Source organism: Pedobacter sp. HDW13 (genome assembly GCF_011303555.1).
Classification (GTDB): Bacteria; Bacteroidota; Bacteroidia; order Sphingobacteriales; family Sphingobacteriaceae; genus Pedobacter.
On the sequence record NZ_CP049868.1, the window covers coordinates 4,962,476 to 4,982,615 of the forward strand.

The following is a 20,140-nucleotide window of genomic DNA, read 5'->3' on the forward strand; positions in this document are numbered from 1 at the left end:
CGCAAAGGATTTATTCTTCAGAAACTGCCTTTTAAAAAGATGTTGTGCTCATCGGATGAGAAATTATTAAGTAATAATTACCCTATTATTTCCAGGTGGAAAATGAATAAATTGATACAGCTCCTCTTCTCAGGTTACCTTAAAGAAAATTATCTTAAACTAATGATTTTGTCGTTGTTTTTGATGTTTTCTGCCTCTTCAGTTACTGCACAAACCTATAAAACGCATTATATTGCCCCGGCGCCGTGGCAGTATTGGAGTAGTGCAAACGAAATCATTGTATCTACAAACGTTGCTGGTACTTCGGCAACTGTGAAGAAGAGTGATGGTACTTTAATTACAACATTAACGCCCACACCTGGAGCCCCCGCAGTTTACAGGTTTTCGGGCGATCCGGTTGGATTGGCTAAAAACAGCCTTAATACTATTTTAAATAGCGCAGGGATTATTGTAACCGGTAATAATCCGATTGCTGTAAATGTTAGAAACATTGCTTCTGATGATATTCCGTCAGGATCATATAGCTCAACAAATGATCAGTATATTAAAGGAAATGCATCGCTGTTTAGCTTTGGCGATGCGGCTATTGGTAATACTTTTAGGGTAGGTTACTACCGCGATGGGGATTTGAATGGTGTGGCTGCTTCGGTTTCGACCATCAGACCGGTTTACAGCGTTTTAGCTATCGAGAATAATACCACTGTTAAACTAAATGGTACTGCAATTACCACCTTAAACGCAGGTCAGAGTTATATTTTGCAGGCTGCCATGGGTAGTTTGGTAGAAACATCTGGTCCGGCGGTAATGAATACGGGTATTAATGTAGATGCGCCAGAGGCTTGTGGCGACGGGGCCTACAACCCTGTTCCGCCGGTTAGCTCGCTGGGTAATGAGTATGTGGTAATTAGGGGAAAGGGAAATAAAACGGCCGAACAAACAACTGTAATTGCAACCGAAGCCAATACAAACGTAACCGTAATGAATTTTGATCACAACGGTGTGCTTCAATCTACCAATACTTATAATCTGATTGCCCAGGGCAGTTTTATTACTTTTCCCAATGGTGTAGAAACAGGAACAGGAACGGGTAACGTGCAAGTAGGGGATCCATTTTCGGGATCGAGGATTGTGGCTACAAAAAATGTGGTGGCTTATTCTGGAACTGCAAATCAATGCGAAGTAGATATTGCTACCCTTGCGCCTTTAAATTCGTGCGGGGGCTCGTTAAAAGCAGAAACGGCTAAGTTCAGAGCCAATAATTTAACCGATTTGCCTTATTTTGCTTATCTGGTTACCAAAAGTCCAACTGATAAAATTTACTTAACCACCACTGGTGGTTCTCCAGCTTTTACGAATACGGATATTGAAACCATTTCGGGTGTTGGTACGCGTAGGCAGCTGGGAAGTACCGGGGCGTATGCGGTTGATTTTGATAACACAAATATAGGTAACCCCAGTTCGTTTTTTATCACCAGTAACAGCAGACTTACTGTTGCTATGGTACAATCGGGAGGCGGTTTTTCGATGTCAAACTTTCTTTCTCCGTTTCCGGAGAAAGCTGGTAAACCAACTTATGTACAGTCTGACTGTGCTTCGGCCTTATTGAGTGCCGATCCAAATAGTACGGCTCCATATCAATGGTATTTTAACGGCGTTGCCATAGCAGGAGCCAATTCATCAACCTATCGTGCTGCGGTATCGGGTTCGTATACCATTACTTCGATGCTGGATTGTGGGGTGAGTTCGCAATCCCTACCGGTAACCATTGCTTTATGTAATATTGATTTGGTACTGAATAAAACGGTTGACAATGCATCACCTGCAAAAGGTGCGACAGTTAATTTTACCATTACCGTAAAAAACTCGGATGTAGCATCGGGAGTAGTTTCGGGTACCGGTAATGCAATTGGTGTTTCAGCAACAGATATCCTTCCTTCAGGTTATACTTATGTTTCGAATACAACAACAGCCGGAACAAGCTACGATCCAACAACCGGTTTATGGTCGATTGGAAGTATGGCCTCCGGCCAAACGGTTACATTAACCATAAAGGCCACTGTAAAAAGTTCGGGTAGCTATACGAATACGGCTACAGTAACCGGTCCGCAAAACGATCCGGTACCATCCAATAATACAGCTTCGGCGAGTGTAACCCCGGTTGATATTGTATTAACATCGGGAGCAGGAACAGATGCACAATCGATTTGTGTTGGTGGTACCACCACGGCCATTACTTATTTAATTACCGGAACACCTGTTGTACTGGTTACTGGCTTAGGTGCTTCGGGTTTAACTTATGGTACTACTACATCGGGCGGGAATACCATTTTAACAATTAATAGCGGTACGGTATCAACAGCAGGAACCTACAATTACACCATAACGGCAACTTATGCTTTACCATCTACCACTATTACTACGGCTAATGGATCGATAACGGTGCGCCCGGCGGTAACAACGCCAGTATTTGCTGCAGGTGCTACTTCTACACGTTGCCAGGGAGCTGCTGTGCAAAGTTATCCGGCCACTGCAAATAATACTACTGGAATTACTTACAGCATTAGTCCGGCTAACTCAGGTGTTATTAATGCTTCAACAGGCGAGGTAACCTGGTCGGCTAATTATAATGGAACTGCAACCATTACTGCTGTGGCGGCCAGTCCTTGCGGAAATAAAACCGCAACACATACGGTAACCATTAACTCTACCGGTACTATTTCGGGGGCTGCAACCGTATGTTCAGGATCGAATGGAACATTAACTTTAACAGGTGCACCGGCAACTGTGGTACGTTGGGAATCATCAACAGATAATATCAACTGGACAACTATTGCCAATACTACTGCGACTTTAAACTATACCAACATTGCGGTTACGACTACTTATCGTGCAATTGTTTCGGGCAATGGTTGTACCAACGCCATTTCGGGAACAGCAACTGTAACGGTAAACCCACGCCCGGTAATTGCTAACCAAGCTTACTATATCTGCAAAACGGGCAGCTTTAATTTTAGCCCGGTTGATGTACCAAACGGAACAACTTATACCTGGTCGGCTCCGATAACTTCTTCGGCCAATATTAGCGGAGGAACTGCTGGTACAAGTCAGTTGGCTGTAAATCAAACCCTGAGTAATTCGGGTACTACACTCGAAACTGCTACCTATGCGGTTACACCAACTTATTCGGGATGTGCGGGCAATGCTTTTACCATTACGGTTTATGTAGTGCCAACAATAACAGCGAGCGCTACAGGAACCACTGCCTGCTCGGGTTCAGCATTTAGTGTAACACCGACGAGTAATGTTAGTGGTACAACTTACACCTGGACAGCAGCTTTATTTAACGGAACCGCTACCGGATTTTCTAATCAGGCTTCAGCTGTTTCGGTACCTATTTCTCAGATTTTATCAAATACCTCTGGTGCCGATGCAACAGTTAGGTATACCGTTACGCCAAACTATAATGGTTGTACCGGTGCAACATTTACTTTTGATGTTTTAGTTAGAACTGCAACACCAGCACCAACAGCGAGCAACCAAACTTTCTGTGAAATTGCCAATGCCACTGTAGCCAGCTTAGTAACTACAACCGGAACCAATATAAAATGGTATACACAAGCTACTGGCGGAACCGCTTTGGCTTCAACCACTGCTCTAACGAATGGAACTTATTATGCAAGTCAGACAGCAAACAGCTGCGAGAGTGCAAGCCGCGCACAGATTACGGTAACAATTACTGCAACGCCTGCACCCACAGCGAGCAACCAAACTTTCTGTGAGATTGCCAATGCAACAGTAGCCAGCTTAGTAACTACAGCCGGAACCAATATAAAATGGTATACACAAGCTACTGGCGGAACCGCTTTAGCTTCAACCACTGCTCTAACGAACGGTACTTATTATGCAAGTCAGACAGCAAACAGCTGCGAGAGTGCAAGCCGCGCACAGATTACGGTAACAATTACTGCAACACCTGCACCCACAGCGAGCAACCAAACTTTCTGTGAGATTGCCAATGCCACTGTAGCTAGCTTAGTAACTACAACCGGAACCAATATAAAATGGTATACACAAGCTACTGGCGGAACTGCTTTAGCTTCAACCACTGCTCTAACGAATGGAACTTATTATGCAAGTCAGACAGCAAACAGCTGCGAGAGTGCAAGCCGCGCACAGATTACGGTAACGATTACTGCAACGCCTGCACCAACAGCCAGCAACCAAACTTTTTGTGAAATCTCCAATGCCACTGTAGCCAGCTTAGTAACTACAGCCGGAACCAATATAAAATGGTATACACAAGCTACTGGCGGAACCGCTTTGGCTTCAACCACTGCTCTAACGAATGGAACTTATTATGCAAGTCAGACAGCAAACAGCTGCGAGAGTGCAAGCCGCGCACAGATTACGGTAACAATTACTGCAACGCCTGCACCCACAGCGAGCAACCAAACTTTCTGTGAAATCTCCAATGCAACAGTAGCCAGCTTAGTAACTACAGCCGGAACCAATATAAAATGGTATACACAAGCTACTGGCGGAACCCCTTTGGCTTCAACCACTGCTCTAACGAACGGTACTTATTATGCAAGTCAGACAGCAAACAGCTGCGAGAGTGCAAGCCGAGCACAGATTACGGTAACAATTACTGCAACGCCTGCACCCACAGCGAGCAACCAAACTTTCTGTGAGATTGCCAATGCCACTGTAGCCAGCTTAGTAACTACAACCGGAACCAATATAAAATGGTATACACAAGCTACTGGCGGAACCGCATTGTCTTCAACCACTGCTCTAACGAATGGAACTTACTATGCAAGTCAGACAGCAAACAGCTGCGAGAGTGCAAGCCGTGCACAGATTACGGTAACGATTACTTCAACGCCTGCACCAACAGCCAGCAACCAAACTTTCTGTGAGATTGCCAATGCCACTGTAGCCAGCCTAGTAACTACAACCGGAACCAATATAAAATGGTATTCACAAGCTACTGGGGGAACTGCTTTAGCTTCAACCACTGCTTTAACAAACGGAACTTACTATGCAAGTCAGACAGCAAACAGCTGCGAGAGTGCAAGCCGCGCACAGATTACGGTAACAATTACAGCAACCCCAGCACCCACAGCCAGCACCCAAACTTTTTGTGAAATCTCCAATGCAACAGTAGCCAGCTTAGTAACTACAGCCGGAACCAATATAAAATGGTATACACAAGCTACTGGCGGAACCGCTTTAGCTTCAACCACTGCTCTAACGAACGGTACTTATTATGCAAGTCAGACAGCAAACAGCTGCGAGAGTGCAAGCCGAGCACAGATTACGGTAACAATTACTGCAACGCCAGCGCCAACAGCCAGCAACCAAACTTTCTGTGAGATTGCCAATGCCACTGTAGCCAGCTTAGTAACTACAGCCGGAACCAATATAAAATGGTATACACAAGCTACTGGCGGAACCGCTTTGGCTTCAACCACTGCTCTAACGAATGGAACTTATTATGCAAGTCAGACAGCAAACAGCTGCGAGAGTGCAAGCCGCGCACAGATTACGGTAACAATTACTGCAACGCCAGCGCCAACAGCGAGCAACCAAACTTTCTGTGAGATTGCCAATGCCACTGTAGCCAGCTTAGTAACTACAGCCGGAACCAATATAAAATGGTATACACAAGCTACTGGCGGAACCGCTTTGGCTTCAACCACTGCTCTAACGAATGGAACTTATTATGCAAGTCAGACAGCAAACAGCTGCGAGAGTGCAAGCCGCGCACAGATTACGGTAACGATTACTGCAACGCCAGCGCCAACAGCGAGCAACCAAACTTTCTGTGAGATTGCCAATGCCACTGTAGCCAGCTTAGTAACTACAGCCGGAACCAATATAAAATGGTATACACAAGCTACTGGCGGAACCGCTTTGGCTTCAACCACTGCTCTAACGAATGGAACTTATTATGCAAGTCAGACAGCAAACAGCTGCGAGAGTGCAAGCCGAGCACAGATTACGGTAACAATTACTGCAACGCCAGCGCCAACAGCGAGCAACCAAACTTTCTGTGAGATTGCCAATGCCACTGTAGCCAGCTTAGTAACTACAGCCGGAACCAATATAAAATGGTATACACAAGCTACTGGCGGAATCGCTTTGGCTTCAACCACTGCTCTAACGAATGGAACTTATTATGCAAGTCAGACAGCAAACAGCTGCGAGAGTGCAAGCCGCGCACAGATTACGGTAACGATTACTGCAACGCCAGCGCCAACAGCGAGCAACCAAACTTTCTGTGAGATTGCCAATGCCACTGTAGCCAGCTTAGTAACTACAGCCGGAACCAATATAAAATGGTATACACAAGCTACTGGCGGAACCGCTTTGGCTTCAACCACTGCTCTAACGAATGGAACTTATTATGCAAGTCAGACAGCAAACAGCTGCGAGAGTGCAAGCCGCGCACAGATTACGGTAACAATTACTGCAACGCCAGCGCCAACAGCGAGCAACCAAGCTTTCTGTGAAATTGCCAATGCCACTGTAGCCAGCTTAGTAACTACAACCGGAACCAATATAAAATGGTATTCACAAGCTACTGGGGGAACTGCTTTAGCTTCAACCACTGCTCTAACGAACGGTACTTATTATGCAAGTCAGACAGCAAACAGCTGCGAGAGTGCAAGCCGCGCACAGATTACGGTAACAATTACTGCAACGCCTGCACCCACAGCGAGCAACCAAACTTTCTGTGAGATTGCCAATGCCACTGTAGCCAGCTTAGTAACTACAGCCGGAACCAATATAAAATGGTATACACAAGCTACTGGCGGAACCGCTTTGGCTTCAACCACTGCTCTAACGAATGGAACTTATTATGCAAGTCAGACAGCAAACAGCTGCGAGAGTGCAAGCCGCGCACAGATTACGGTAACAATTACTGCAACGCCAGCGCCAACAGCGAGCAACCAAGCTTTCTGTGAGATTGCCAATGCCACTGTAGCCAGCTTAGTAACTACAACCGGAACCAATATAAAATGGTATTCACAAGCTACTGGGGGAACTGCTTTAGCTTCAACCACTGCTCTAACGAACGGTACTTATTATGCAAGTCAGACAGCAAACAGCTGCGAGAGTGCAAGCCGCGCACAGATTACGGTAACAATTACTGCAACGCCTGCACCCACAGCGAGCAACCAAACTTTCTGTGAGATTGCCAATGCCACTGTAGCCAGCTTAGTAACTACAACCGGAACCAATATAAAATGGTATTCACAAGCTACAGGGGGAACTGCTTTAGTTTCAACCACTGCTCTAACGAACGGTACTTACTATGCAAGTCAGACAGCAAACAGCTGCGAGAGTGCAAGCCGTGCACAGATTACTGTAACGATCTATCAAACACCAAAAGGATTTAATGATACTAAAACAGTTGATTGTACTGGTAGTTTCAGCTATAATCTTCAAACTGCAAATATTGATAATACAGCCAATGGTGGAAATGCTGTGCCTGCATCATTTACCTGGACTGTCAATTCAAACAGCAATGTAAGTGGAGCTGCAAGTGGAACGGGAAATACGATCAATCAAACTCTAATTAATACCAGCAATGCAGCTCAAACCATAACCTATACCGTAACGCCGAAAGCTACGGTAGCCGGAGCATGCGTTGGAAACCCTTTTACTATTACCGTAAATATTCCGGTTTGTTCATCAATTTCGATCGCAAAAGTAGCGGATGTAGCTACTGTTAATCAAGCTGGAAATACAATTCACTATACAGTAACAGTAGCCAATACCGGAAACGCAAGTCAAACCAATGTGGTTGTTAGCGACCCGTTATTGGGTGGAACTTTAAGCAATCCGGTTAAAACAGGAAATGCTGATAATATTTTAGAAAAAGGGGAGAGCTGGACTTATAGCGGATCTTATAATATAGTTCAGGCTGATTTGGATAACAATGGTAAACCAGTTAATAATTCTGGAAAAATTACCAATACAGCAAGTGTTCAAACCACAGAGTTGCCAACGGCGAAAACAGCTACAGCAGATGTTAGTATTACGCTATCGCCAGCCATTACTTTAGTTAAAACCGGTACCCTTAACCTGAATGGAAATACCATTGGCTATTCTTTTACGGTTAAAAATACAGGTAACGTTACACTTAATAATCTGGTTATAACCGATAGTAAAGTTACCGCGCCGATTACATTAGCTGCCACAACTTTAGCTCCAGGGGCCAGTACAACTGCTAACGCAAGCTACACAATCTCTGCTGCAGAGAAAACATCGGGTTCGGTAAGCAATACAGCAACAGTTACCGGAAAAAATCCTTCGAATGGCAATGTAACTGATGTTTCCGGTACAACAGCAACCAACGATACACCGACAGTAACTGCTACAGGTGTTTATGCGGCTGATGATGAAGGAACCTTAAACGCGGTAAGTGGTGGTGTTGCAGTTGCTAATGTTTTAGTGAACGACAAGCTGAACGGAAATCAGGCTACCTTAACGAATGTAACCATTACTCAGATATCGAGCAGTAATCCGAATGTTTCAATCGATCCGGCAACCGGAGAGGTGAAAGTACTTCCAGGCACACCTGTGGGTGATTATACTTTGGTTTATCAGATTGAGGACAAAGCAAATCCTGGAAATTTAAAACAAGCAACAGTTACAGTTCATTTGGTAAGTGGAGCGATAATAGCAGTAAACGACAATGGAACGGCAAACTCAGTAACTGGCGGAACAGCAGTAGCTAACGTGTTAGCTAACGATACTTATAACGGTACTGCAACTGCTCCAACCCTGGCTGATGTAACCATTACTATCGGCACTAACGACAGCAACGGAAAAGTAACACTTGATCCAGCAACTGGAGAAGTTAAAGTTGCTGCGAACACTCCGGCTGCTGTTTATACCTTAACTTATACCATCACCGATAAACTGGACGCGAGCAAAACTTCTACTGCAACAGTAAAAGTAACGGTAGCTTCGGGTGCAATATTGGCCAAAGACGATGCCGGTTCGGCAAACTCAGTAACCGGTGGAACAGCGGTTGCGAATGTTTTGGCGAACGATACTTACAATGGTACCGCAACTGCCCCAACTTTGGCAGATGTAACCATTACCAACGGCACTAACAATAGCAACGGAAAAGTAACGCTGGATCCTGCAACAGGTGCAGTGAGCGTAGCAGCAAACACTCCGGCTAGTGTTTATACCTTAACTTATACCATCACCGATAAACTGGATGCAAGCAAAACTTCTACTGCAACAGTAAAAGTAACGGTAGCTTCTGGCGCAATCCTTGCTAAAGACGATGCTGGTTCAGCAAACTCAGTAACTGGTGGAACAGCGGTTGCGAACGTACTCTCAAACGATACTTACAACGGTACTGTAACTGCGCCAACTTTAGCAGATGTAACGATCACCAATGGTACTAACGATAGCAACGGCAAAGTAACACTCGATCCTGCAACAGGCGCAGTGAGTGTTGCAGCAAACACTCCGGCGGGTGTTTATACTTTAACGTATACCATCACCGATAAACTGGATGCGACTAAAACTTCGACTGCAACAGTAAAAGTAACAGTGGCTTCAGGTGCGATATTGGCTAAAGATGATACAGGTGCAGTAAACTCGGTAACCGGCGGAACTGCAGTGGCTAATGTATTAGCGAACGATACCTACAATGGTACTGCAACTGCCCCAACTTTAACAGATGTAACCATTACCAATGGTACTAATGATAGCAATGGAAAAGTAACGCTTGATCCAACAACTGGAGAAGTTAAAGTTGCTGCGAATACTCCGGCTGCTGTTTATACCTTAACTTACACCATCACCGATAAACTGGATGCGACTAAAACTTCTACTGCAACAGTAAAAGTAACAGTGGCTTCAGGAACGCTGACAGCAAAAGACGATGCAGGTACAGTAAACTCGGTAACTGGTGGAACAGCGGTTGCGAACGTTCTTTCGAACGATACTTACAATGGTACTGCAACTGCGCCAACTTTAGCAGATGTAACCATCACCAACGGCACTAACGATAGCAACGGAAAAGTAACGCTGGATCCTGCAACAGGTGCAGTGAGCGTAGCAGCAAACACTCCGGCCGGCGTTTATACCTTAACCTATACCATCACCGATAAACTGGATGCAAGCAAAACTTCTACTGCAACAGTAAAAGTAACAGTGGCTTCAGGAACGCTGACTGCTAAAGACGACGCAGGTTCAGCCAACTCGGTAACTGGCGGAACGGCAGTTGCTAATGTTTTGGCAAACGATACATATAATGGTACTGCAACTGCACCAACTTTGGCAGATGTAACCATCACCAATGGTACAAATGACAGCAACGGAAAAGTAACACTGGATCCTGCAACAGGCGCAGTGAGTGTTGCAGCAAACACTCCGGCGGGTGTTTATACTTTAACGTATACCATCACCGATAAACTGGATGCGACTAAAACTTCTACTGCAACAGTAAAAGTAACAGTGGCTTCAGGAACGCTGACAGCCAAAGACGATGCAGGTACAGCAAACTCTGTAACTGGTGGAACGGCTGTAACGAACGTTTTGGCGAATGACAATTATAATGGTACCACAACTGCACCAACTTTAGCAGATGTAACCATCACCAACGGTACAAATGATAGCAACGGAAAAGTAACACTCGATCCTGCAACAGGTGCAGTGAGCGTAGCAGCAAATACTCCGGCTGGCGTTTATACCTTAACTTATACCATCACCGATAAACTGGATGCAAGCAAAACTTCGACTGCAACAGTAAAAGTAACGGTAGCTTCTGGTGCGATATTGGCTAAAGATGATGCAGGATCTGCAAATTCTGTGACTGGTGGAACAGCTGTTACAAACGTATTAGCGAACGACAATTATAATGGCACTACAACTGCACCAACTTTGGCTGATGTAACCATTACCAACGGTACAAATGACAGCAACGGAAAAGTAACACTGGATCCAACAACTGGTGAAGTTAAAGTTGCTGCGAATACTCCAGCTGGCGTTTATACCTTAACTTATACCATTACCGATAAACTGGATGCAAGCAAAACTTCTACTGCAACAGTAAAAGTAACAGTGGCTTCAGGAACACTGACAGCAAAAGACGATGCAGGTACAGCAAACTCGGTAACTGGTGGAACAGCAGTAGCTAATGTTTTGGCAAACGATATATATAATGGTACTGCAACTGCTCCAACTTTGGCAGAAGTAACCATTACTAACGGAACTAATGACAGCAATGGAAAAGTAAAACTGGATCCTGCTACAGGCGCAGTGAGCGTTGCTGCGAATACCCCGGCTGGTGTTTACACTTTAACCTATACAATAACCGATAAACTGGACGCTTCGAAAACTTCTACTGCAACAGTAAAAGTAACGGTAGCTTCGGGAACTTTAACGGCTAAAGATGATTCAGGTTCAGCGAACTCGGTAACGGGTGGAACAGCGGTAACAAACGTACTTTCAAACGATACTTATAATGGCACCACTTCAGCACCAACTTTAGCAGATGTAACCATTACCAATGGTACAAATGATAGCAACGGAAAAGTAACACTTGATCCTGCAACAGGAGCGGTAAGCGTAGCAGCGAATACTCCGGCTGCTGTTTATACCCTGACTTATACCATTACCGATAAACTGGATGCGACTAAAACTTCTACTGCAACAGTAAAAGTAACAGTAGCTTCGGGAACGCTGACGGCTAAAGACGATGCTGGTTCGGCAAACTCGGTAACTGGCGGAACGGCAGTAGCGAACGTACTTTCGAACGATACTTACAATGGTACTATAACTGCACCAACTTTGGCAGATGTAACCATTACCAACGGAACTAACGACAGTAACGGAAAAGTAACACTTGATCCAACAACTGGAGAAGTTAAAGTTGCAGCGAATACTCCGGCTGCTGTTTATACACTGACTTACACCATTACCGATAAACTGGATGCAACTAAAACCTCAACTGCTACGGTTAAAGTAACGGTAGCTTCGGGTGCGATATTGGCTAAAGATGATGCTGGTTCGGCAAACTCGGTAACTGGTGGAACAGCAGTAGCAAATGTTTTGGCGAACGATACTTATAATGGTACTACAGCTGCCCCAACTTTGGCAGATGTAACCATCACCAATGGTACAAATGATAGCAACGGAAAAGTAACACTCGATCCTGCAACAGGCGCAGTGAGTGTTGCAGCGAATACTCCAGCTGGCGTTTACACCTTAACTTACACCATCACCGATAAACTGGATGCGACCAAAACTTCTACTGCAACAGTAAAAGTAACGGTAGCTTCGGGTGCGATATTGGCTAAAGATGATGCTGGTTCGGCAAACTCCGTAACTGGCGGAACAGCAGTAGCGAACGTACTTTCGAACGATACTTACAACGGTACCACAACAGCACCAACTTTAGCAGATGTAACCATTACCAACGGAACTAACGACAGCAACGGAAAAGTAACACTCGATCCTGCAACAGGATCGGTTAGCGTAGCAGCGAATACTCCGGCAGGTGTTTACACCTTAACTTACACCATCACCGATAAACTGGATGCAACTAAAACCTCAACTGCTACGGTTAAAGTAACGGTAGCTTCGGGTGCGATATTGGCTAAAGATGATGCTGGTTCGGCAAACTCGGTAACTGGTGGAACAGCAGTAGCAAATGTTTTGGCGAACGATACTTATAATGGTACTACAACTGCCCCAACTTTGGCAGATGTAACCATCACCAATGGTACAAATGATAGCAACGGAAAAGTAACACTCGATCCTGCAACAGGCGCAGTGAGTATTGCAGCGAACACCCCAGCTGGTGTTTATACCTTAACGTATACCATCACCGATAAACTGGATGCAAGCAAAACTTCTACTGCAACAGTAAAAGTAACGGTAGCTTCTGGTGCGATATTAGCCAAAGATGATGCTGGTACAGCTAACTCAGTAACTGGTGGAACAGCTATTGCGAATGTACTTTCGAACGATACTTACAACGGTACCACAACCGCGCCAACTTTAGCAGATGTAACCATTACCAATGGTACAAATGATAGCAATGGAAAAGTAACACTCGATCCTGCAACAGGTGCAGTGAGTGTTGCAGCGAATTCTGCCGCTGGTGTTTATACCTTAACGTATACCATTACCGATAAACTGGATGCGACTAAAACCTCTACTGCAATAGTAAAAGTAACGGTAGCTTCGGGAACGCTTACAGCAAAAGACGATACGGGAAGTGTTAATGGTTTAGTAGGAGGGACTCCAGTGGCGAACGTATTAGCAAATGATACTTATAATGGAACAACTGCTGCCCCTGGATTAAGTGATGTTACACTTAGTCAGGTTTCAACAACTAATCCGAACGTTACACTTAATACAACAACCGGAGAGGTTAATGTTAAACCTAATACCCCGGCAGGCGTTTACACGATAGTTTACGAAATTGCAGATAAATTAGATACTACTCAAACAAGGCAAGCTACAGTAACCATTACAGTTACTGCACCAGCAATCGTTGCTACAAACGATGCTGGCAATGCAAACGGCTTTACCGGTGGCACAGCAGTAGAAAATGTATTGGTGAACGATACTTATAATGGTAATCCTGCAACTTTGGCTGATGTTAAATTAACCCAGGTTTCGAGCAGCAATACTAATGTAAGTTTAAATGTGACCACTGGAAAAGTGAATGTAGCACCAAACACGCCTGCCGGAACCTATACTTTGGTTTACCAGATCGAAGATAAACTGAACCCTGGTCAAACTAAAACAGCCACAGTAACCATTACCGTTGGTACAGGTGCAATTTTAGCAAAAGATGATGCCGGTACCGTTAATGGATTTACAGGAGGTACTGCAGTCGCCGATATTTTAGTGAACGACCTTTATAATGCAGTTTCGACCGCAACAACCGGAACCGTTTCAATCACCCAAAATTCAACTGATAACCCGAATATCAACATCGATGTTGCCAGCGGAAAAGTAAATGTAGCAGCTAAAACACTTCCTGGAGTGTACAACCTGACCTATACCATTACCGATAAACTGGATGCGACCAAGACTTCTACAGCTAAAGTTGTGGTTACCATTCCGGATTGGAGCAGCGATCTTCAGATCAGCAAAACAGCTAATGTTAGCGGTGTAGAAACCAGCGGAAATATCAGCTATACCATTAAAATCAAAAACAATGGTCCGGCTACCGTTTTAAGCGGCAAATCGATAGGGGTAACAGAAAACCTTCCAGCCGGACTTGAAAATATTACCTACGCAGCTACAGGCGGTGTTTACAGTGCAACTGGAAATACCTTTACCTTATCGGCCGATTTATTGACTGGCGATGAAGTAAGTTTAATAGTGAATGGGAAAGTAGCAGCAGGCTATGCAGGTTCGGCACTGGTTAATCAGGTATCTTTAACCGCACCTTACGGAACAAACGATCCTGAAAATGCCAATAACCAATCTTCGGTAACTACGCCTTTATTAAAAGGTGGTATAGCACTGGTTAAAACTGGTACCTTAAGCGCCGATGGAAACCAGATTACCTATACTTTCACCGTTACCAATACCGGCGATGTAACCATTAATGATATTGTACTGGTAGATAGTAAGCTAGCCCTCACCAAAACCTTACCTGGTACTTTGGCGGCGGGTGCAAGCTTAACCTATAATGAAGTTTATACCCTTACACAGAGTGATAAAGATGCCGGAAAAGTAAGCAATACGGCTTCGGTAACAGCAAAAACACCTGCTGGAAATTCCGTAACTGATATTTCGGGTAGCGGAAGAAGTAACGATACACCAACTGAAACACCAGTAGTGAGTACTCCATCGTTTACCTTTACCAAAGTTGCCACTTCAGTAGGTACAAAGGCTGGCGAATCAATCGATTATACCTTCACCATTACCAATACCGGTAGCACTACATTGAGTAATCTGGTATTGAGCGATGCAGCGGCAAATGTAGGTAGCATACAGCCGGCAAGCATTGCAACGTTGGCACCGGGAGCAAGTATTAATGCTGTGGCTAAACATACCTTAACACAAAGTGAGATCAATTCAGGTAGCTTTACCAACCAGGCTACTGTAAAAGTTACCGATAGTAAAGGCAATACGATTACCCAATTATCAGATGATCCGGCTACTACCACGCCTAACGATCCTACTGTAACGAAGATAGTTCCTTCGCCTGCTTATACTTTAACCAAGGCCGCTGCAAATACAGCAACCAAAGCCGGCGACGTAATTAATTATAACATTACTTTCAAAAATACAGGTAATGTAACATTAACCGATATTGCTTTAACAGATGCAAATGCCGATGCCGGAAGTTTAACACCTGCCAATATCACCCGCGTATTACCGGGCGAAACGGTGAGCATTAGCGCTAAACATTCGGTAAAACAAAGTGATGTAAATGCAGGTGGTTTTAGTAATCAGGTAAATGCAACGGCTAAAGATCCCCAGGGAAATACTTTAACCAAAGTGTCTGATAATCCGGCTACACCTGCTGCCGATGATGCTACTTTCTCGCCAATTATTGCCGATCCATCTGTAAGGTTTACCAAATTGGTAGCCAGCGGTGCCGGTGTAATCAAGGTGATTGAGTACAGCATCCAGGTAACCAATACCGGTAACATTACCTTAACCAATATCGTAGTAACCGATCCTGGTGCTGATGCGGGTAGTATTACGCCTGCGGTTATTGCCAAATTAGAGCCAGCAGAAACAGCTATGATCCTGGCGCGACATACGTTAACCCAGCCTGAAATCGATTACGGAAAATTTGTAAACCAGGCCAGTTTAACGGCTAATTATGGTGTGGGCAACAAGCTGGCCAAAGTTTCTGATAATCCTAAAACTATAGCTCCGGATGATCCTACAGTTTACATTATTCCAGAAGCCCCAGGTTTAACTTTGGTTAAAACAGGTGCCCTAAGTGCTGATGGCAATACGGTTTCTTATACATTCACAGCAAAAAATACCGGTAATGTTACTTTAAGCAACTTTAACCTGGTTGATGCTAAAATCCCTTCAACGGTTACTTTCACACCAGCAAGTATTGCGCCTGGTGAAACTGCTGTAGCAACCGTAGTGTACACCATTACCCAGGCCGAGAAAAATGTAAGTTCGGTTAGCAATACTGCCACACTTACGGCAAGTACTCCGGCAGGGAATAAGGTTACCGATATTTCGGGAACGGCTGAAGATAACGACAGTCCGACAGTTTTAGAACTACCGCGCATTGCCAGTGCCAAAACAGTTACTGATGCTAATAATAATGGCAAAGCCGAGCCTAACGAAGTATTAACCTACAGCATTGTGGTACGCAATAACGGTACTACAAACCGCACCGGTGTTAAAATTACTGATCAGATACCGGCCAATACCACTTATGTAAATGCAAGTGCCGATAAAGGTGCTGTGTTGGCAGGTAATGTATTAACGTGGACCAACCTAAGCATACCAGCTAACGGACAGGTAGTGGTAACTTTCAAGGTGACTGTTGATGCAGCCCTTCCTTCAGGCGTTTTAAATATCAATAACATTGCAACAGTGGTTGATCCGGCCAATATTGCATCTCCATTAAATCCGGCAGTTGCTATTCCAACCGAAGGCAAGTTAGAAGGCAGTAAATCGGTAGCCGATAACAAAGGAAATAAAGATGGTAAGGCACAGGCAAACGAAATATTAACTTATGCCTTGCAGGTGCGCAATACTGGTGGCTCGGCATTAAACGGGGTAACCATTACTGATGAGCTTCCGGCAGGTTTAACCTACGTACCAGGCTCGGTTTCTGGTTATGGAACGGTAACAGGCAACAGCCTGAAATGGACCATCAACATGCAACCTAATTCGAGCACAGTGCTCACCTTCGATGCTAAAGTTACACCAGATGTAAATAGCTATAATACCATTAAAAACGTAGCGACAATGACTGCTCCAAACGGAACAGTGATTAAGCCTGAGGTAATTATGGATGTAGATAAATCGGCCGATCTGGTAATCACCAAAGAACTGATGACCAAAGGCGAAATCAGGACCGGATCTGATGTAACCTATAAAATTACCGTAACCAATAAAGGAGCAAATAAGGCTACCGGTGTTACTGTTACCGATAGGTTAACAACGCTTATCGATGCGCCAAAAGAGATTACCGTAACCGTGGGTACTACGACTTACAGTACCACAACCCGCGATTTTGTATGGTTGGTTGGCAGTCTGGATTTAAACCAGTCGGCAACCTTAACCTTCAAATCACGTACACTGGCTACAGGTATATTGAATAATAGTGCAACGGTAAAAGCCGATCAGCCCGATCCGGTAATGAACAACAATACTGTACTTGCAGACGCAGCAACTATTTCGGGTGATGATTTACTTATCCCGAACCTGTTTACGCCAAACGGAGATGGTAACAACGATACTTTCGAGATCAACGGATTGGCCAATTTTGCCGAAAACGAACTGACTATTGTTAATCGCTGGGGTAATGAAGTTTACCGCGCCAAAGGTTACCAGAATAACTGGACAGGTGAGGGGCTGAATGAGGGTACTTATTACTATTTATTACGCGTACGTAAGTCGGGCAGCAGCGAACTGAAAGTGTTTAAAGGTTACATTACTTTAATCAGGGCATTTAAGAATTAATACGAAAGGGAATGATGAAGAAATTAATAAAATTAATAGCAGGTTCGTTCATGTTGCTTTCGCAGGGTGTATTTGCCCAGCAAGATGCCCAGTACAGCCAATACATGTTTAATGGTATATACATTAATCCGGCTTATGCGGGTTATAAAGAAGTGTTAAATGTGCATAGCTTTTACCGTAGCCAGTGGACGGGTATTACAGGTGCACCCCGAAGCATGTCGCTGGCAGTTGATGCCATTGCCAATAGTGGCAATGTAGGTTTAGCTTTGCAAATAGCAAGCGATAAACTGGGCGCACAGAATAACCTGAGCATTTACGGCAACTATGCTTACCGCATTAGGCTGAACGATGATGGCAGCTCTCGCCTGGCCTTAGGTTTTGGTGTAGGCATGGCGCAGTTGGGTATAGATGGTTCGATGCTTAATCCCAACAATCCGGAACCTAACCAACCGGTAGGCATGCAGAGTACCATTGTACCCGATGCAAGGGCAGGCGTGTATTTTGCCAACGATAAATACTACGCTGGTTTTTCGGCCGATAACCTGATTGCCACTTATATCGATATCGATCGTTATGCTTTTATTCCACAGCCCAAACCACACTATTATTTAACAGCAGGCGCATTGTTTCCGCTTAACGAAAATTTTCAGATCAAGCCTTCTTTTTTATTGAAAGACGATCGAGGTGGGCCAACCAGCTTAGATGTAAACGCCTTTTTAATGATCAAAGATTTTATCTGGATTGGGGGCTCTTACCGTACAGGAGTTAAATTGTATGATAAAAGTTACCTTCAGAAAGATCTTACGCCACGCAACTCTGCGGTTGCAGCTATACAGATCTTTCCTTCAGAAAAATTAAGAATAGGTTATGGTTACGATTTCTCTATTGGCCCTTTACAAGGCTATAGCGGCGGTACTCATGAGGTTTCTATTGCCTATTCTTTTATCAGGCAAAACATCAGATTGGCAACCCCAAGGGTGTTCTAGACAAAATAACTTAATTGTGTATAATAATATTTACACTTTTAGACAAAAAATAACTTACATTAGCGTACAAAAAAATAACTTTTTATTAACTTGCAGAATATTATAAAAACAATGAAAACAAAAAATGCTGTTAGCGGCTTCACTGTGCTTATTGCCGATGATCATGAGATCATTCGTCGCGGCTTAAAAGGTTTAATATCAGACTTTTGGCCGGGTGTCGAAATTATTCATGCATCAACCCTCGAGCAGGCGCTTGTTGAGGCAGAGAAATCGCCAAGTTTAATTATCATTGATGTAAACTTGCCAGGCGGTAACAACCTTAAAGTAATCGATCAACTTAAATTGGTTCAGCCAAATGCAAAAATTCTAGTATTTTCTTCATTAAACGAGAATATTTATGCCGTTCCATATTTAAAATCGGGTGCATCAGGTTATTTAACTAAAAATGCTGAAGAATCAGAAATTGTGATTGCGATTACCACAATTCTGGCTGGTAGCCGTTACTCGAGCAGAAACGTTAAAGAAAATATGTTCAATAGCATATTGGGTAACGATGCCGATAATCCGTTTACTAAACTTTCGGGCAGAGAACTTGAAGTAGCAGAGCTTTTAACCAAAGGCATTGGTGTATTAGAGATCTCTAACCAGTTAAATCTTCAAATGGGTACAGTAAGTACGTATAAATTGAGGCTTTTCCAAAAATTAAAAATAAAGAGCATCATCGAACTTGCCGAAAAAATGAGCATTTACGAAAGATAAAAAGAGTATTTTACTCTTTTTATCTTTCTCTGTTTTTATTTTTGGTGCCCAATCCGCTTTCTCCCGATTCGTTGCGAGTGGAGCCTGCCTGTCCAAACTTATCCGATGAGCCAGCTCCATTTTGATCAAAAGATGCTTTTTCTTTTGAAGTCCCTTTTATTTTTTCTTTATTTTCTTTCCGGTGAGTATTCATGATTCTATGTATTTGTCTGCAATAGAAACATTTTAAAACAAGCGAAGGTTTTGTTTGATGATTATATCTTTTTATTTAGCCACGTCAACTCATTAAGACCTCAAAGCATGCAATTGATAGTCTTGATATTGTGTAATTTATTGTGAATAGAGGAGCACAATTTTAATACAAATTTTAAGTTTATTATACACAAAATGGTGTATGGCTTTACTTTCTCTACATAAGCGTTTAGCCGCAAACTTTCCAAATATTTTAAGATTGTACAGTAGTTTTCTTCCGAAGTAGGTTTAATAACCATCAGTTAGATAGCGGTATAGCTTCAGGTTGTACACTAGTAGTTGATCCAGATCAATAATTTATAAATAATCCGATTTACAGAACTCCGTTTAGGCACAATTAGACCATGATTTTTTTTGATAAAAATCAAAATATAATTTTTTGTAGGATTAATTGTACGATTTTCTCTGTTAAGGTAAAAAACGTGATACTTAATAATATATCTTTGCAGCTGATTGAAGCAATGAGTAAAAAT

General features: G+C 43.6%; 5 protein-coding genes. 3 read left to right on the top strand and 2 right to left on the bottom strand.

Annotated elements, in window-relative coordinates; genetic code table 11:
- Positions 1 to 102: 102 nt before the first annotated feature.
- The 3 genes from G7074_RS20845 (at position 103) to G7074_RS20855 (ending at position 19,415) form a co-directional block, all read left to right on the top strand.
- Positions 103 to 17,670 (top strand): PKD-like domain-containing protein, encoded by a 17,568-nt coding sequence (locus G7074_RS20845; RefSeq protein ID WP_166211098.1) that lies wholly within the window; start codon positions 103 to 105, stop codon positions 17,668 to 17,670.
- Between the two features lie 11 nt (positions 17,671 to 17,681).
- The gene (locus G7074_RS20850; protein WP_240916373.1) at positions 17,682 to 18,656 is read left to right on the top strand and encodes a type IX secretion system membrane protein PorP/SprF; all 975 of its coding nucleotides are present in this window, start codon (positions 17,682 to 17,684) and stop codon (positions 18,654 to 18,656) included.
- Positions 18,657 to 18,767: 111 nt separating this feature from the next.
- Positions 18,768 to 19,415 (top strand): response regulator transcription factor, encoded by a 648-nt coding sequence (locus G7074_RS20855; RefSeq protein WP_039479279.1) that lies wholly within the window; start codon positions 18,768 to 18,770, stop codon positions 19,413 to 19,415.
- 19 nt (positions 19,416 to 19,434) lie between these two features.
- Here G7074_RS20855 and G7074_RS20860 read toward each other — a convergent pair whose 3' ends face one another.
- A complete protein-coding gene (locus G7074_RS20860; RefSeq protein WP_158674009.1) occupies positions 19,435 to 19,608 on the bottom strand; it encodes a hypothetical protein in 174 nt (57 codons plus the stop codon).
- Between the two features lie 331 nt (positions 19,609 to 19,939).
- Positions 19,940 to 20,035 (bottom strand): hypothetical protein, encoded by a 96-nt coding sequence (locus G7074_RS28005; protein WP_370526547.1) that lies wholly within the window; start codon positions 20,033 to 20,035, stop codon positions 19,940 to 19,942.
- Positions 20,036 to 20,140 lie beyond the last annotated feature (105 nt).

Coding starts and splice junctions, on each gene's coding strand:
- G7074_RS20855 (WP_039479279.1), top strand. CDS start 18,768: ATGAAAACAAAAAATGCTGTTAGCGGCTTCACTGTGCTTATTGCCGAT.
- G7074_RS20845 (WP_166211098.1), top strand. CDS start 103: ATGAATAAATTGATACAGCTCCTCTTCTCAGGTTACCTTAAAGAAAAT.
- G7074_RS20850 (WP_240916373.1), top strand. CDS start 17,682: ATGATGAAGAAATTAATAAAATTAATAGCAGGTTCGTTCATGTTGCTT.
- G7074_RS20860 (WP_158674009.1), bottom strand. CDS start 19,608: ATGAATACTCACCGGAAAGAAAATAAAGAAAAAATAAAAGGGACTTCA.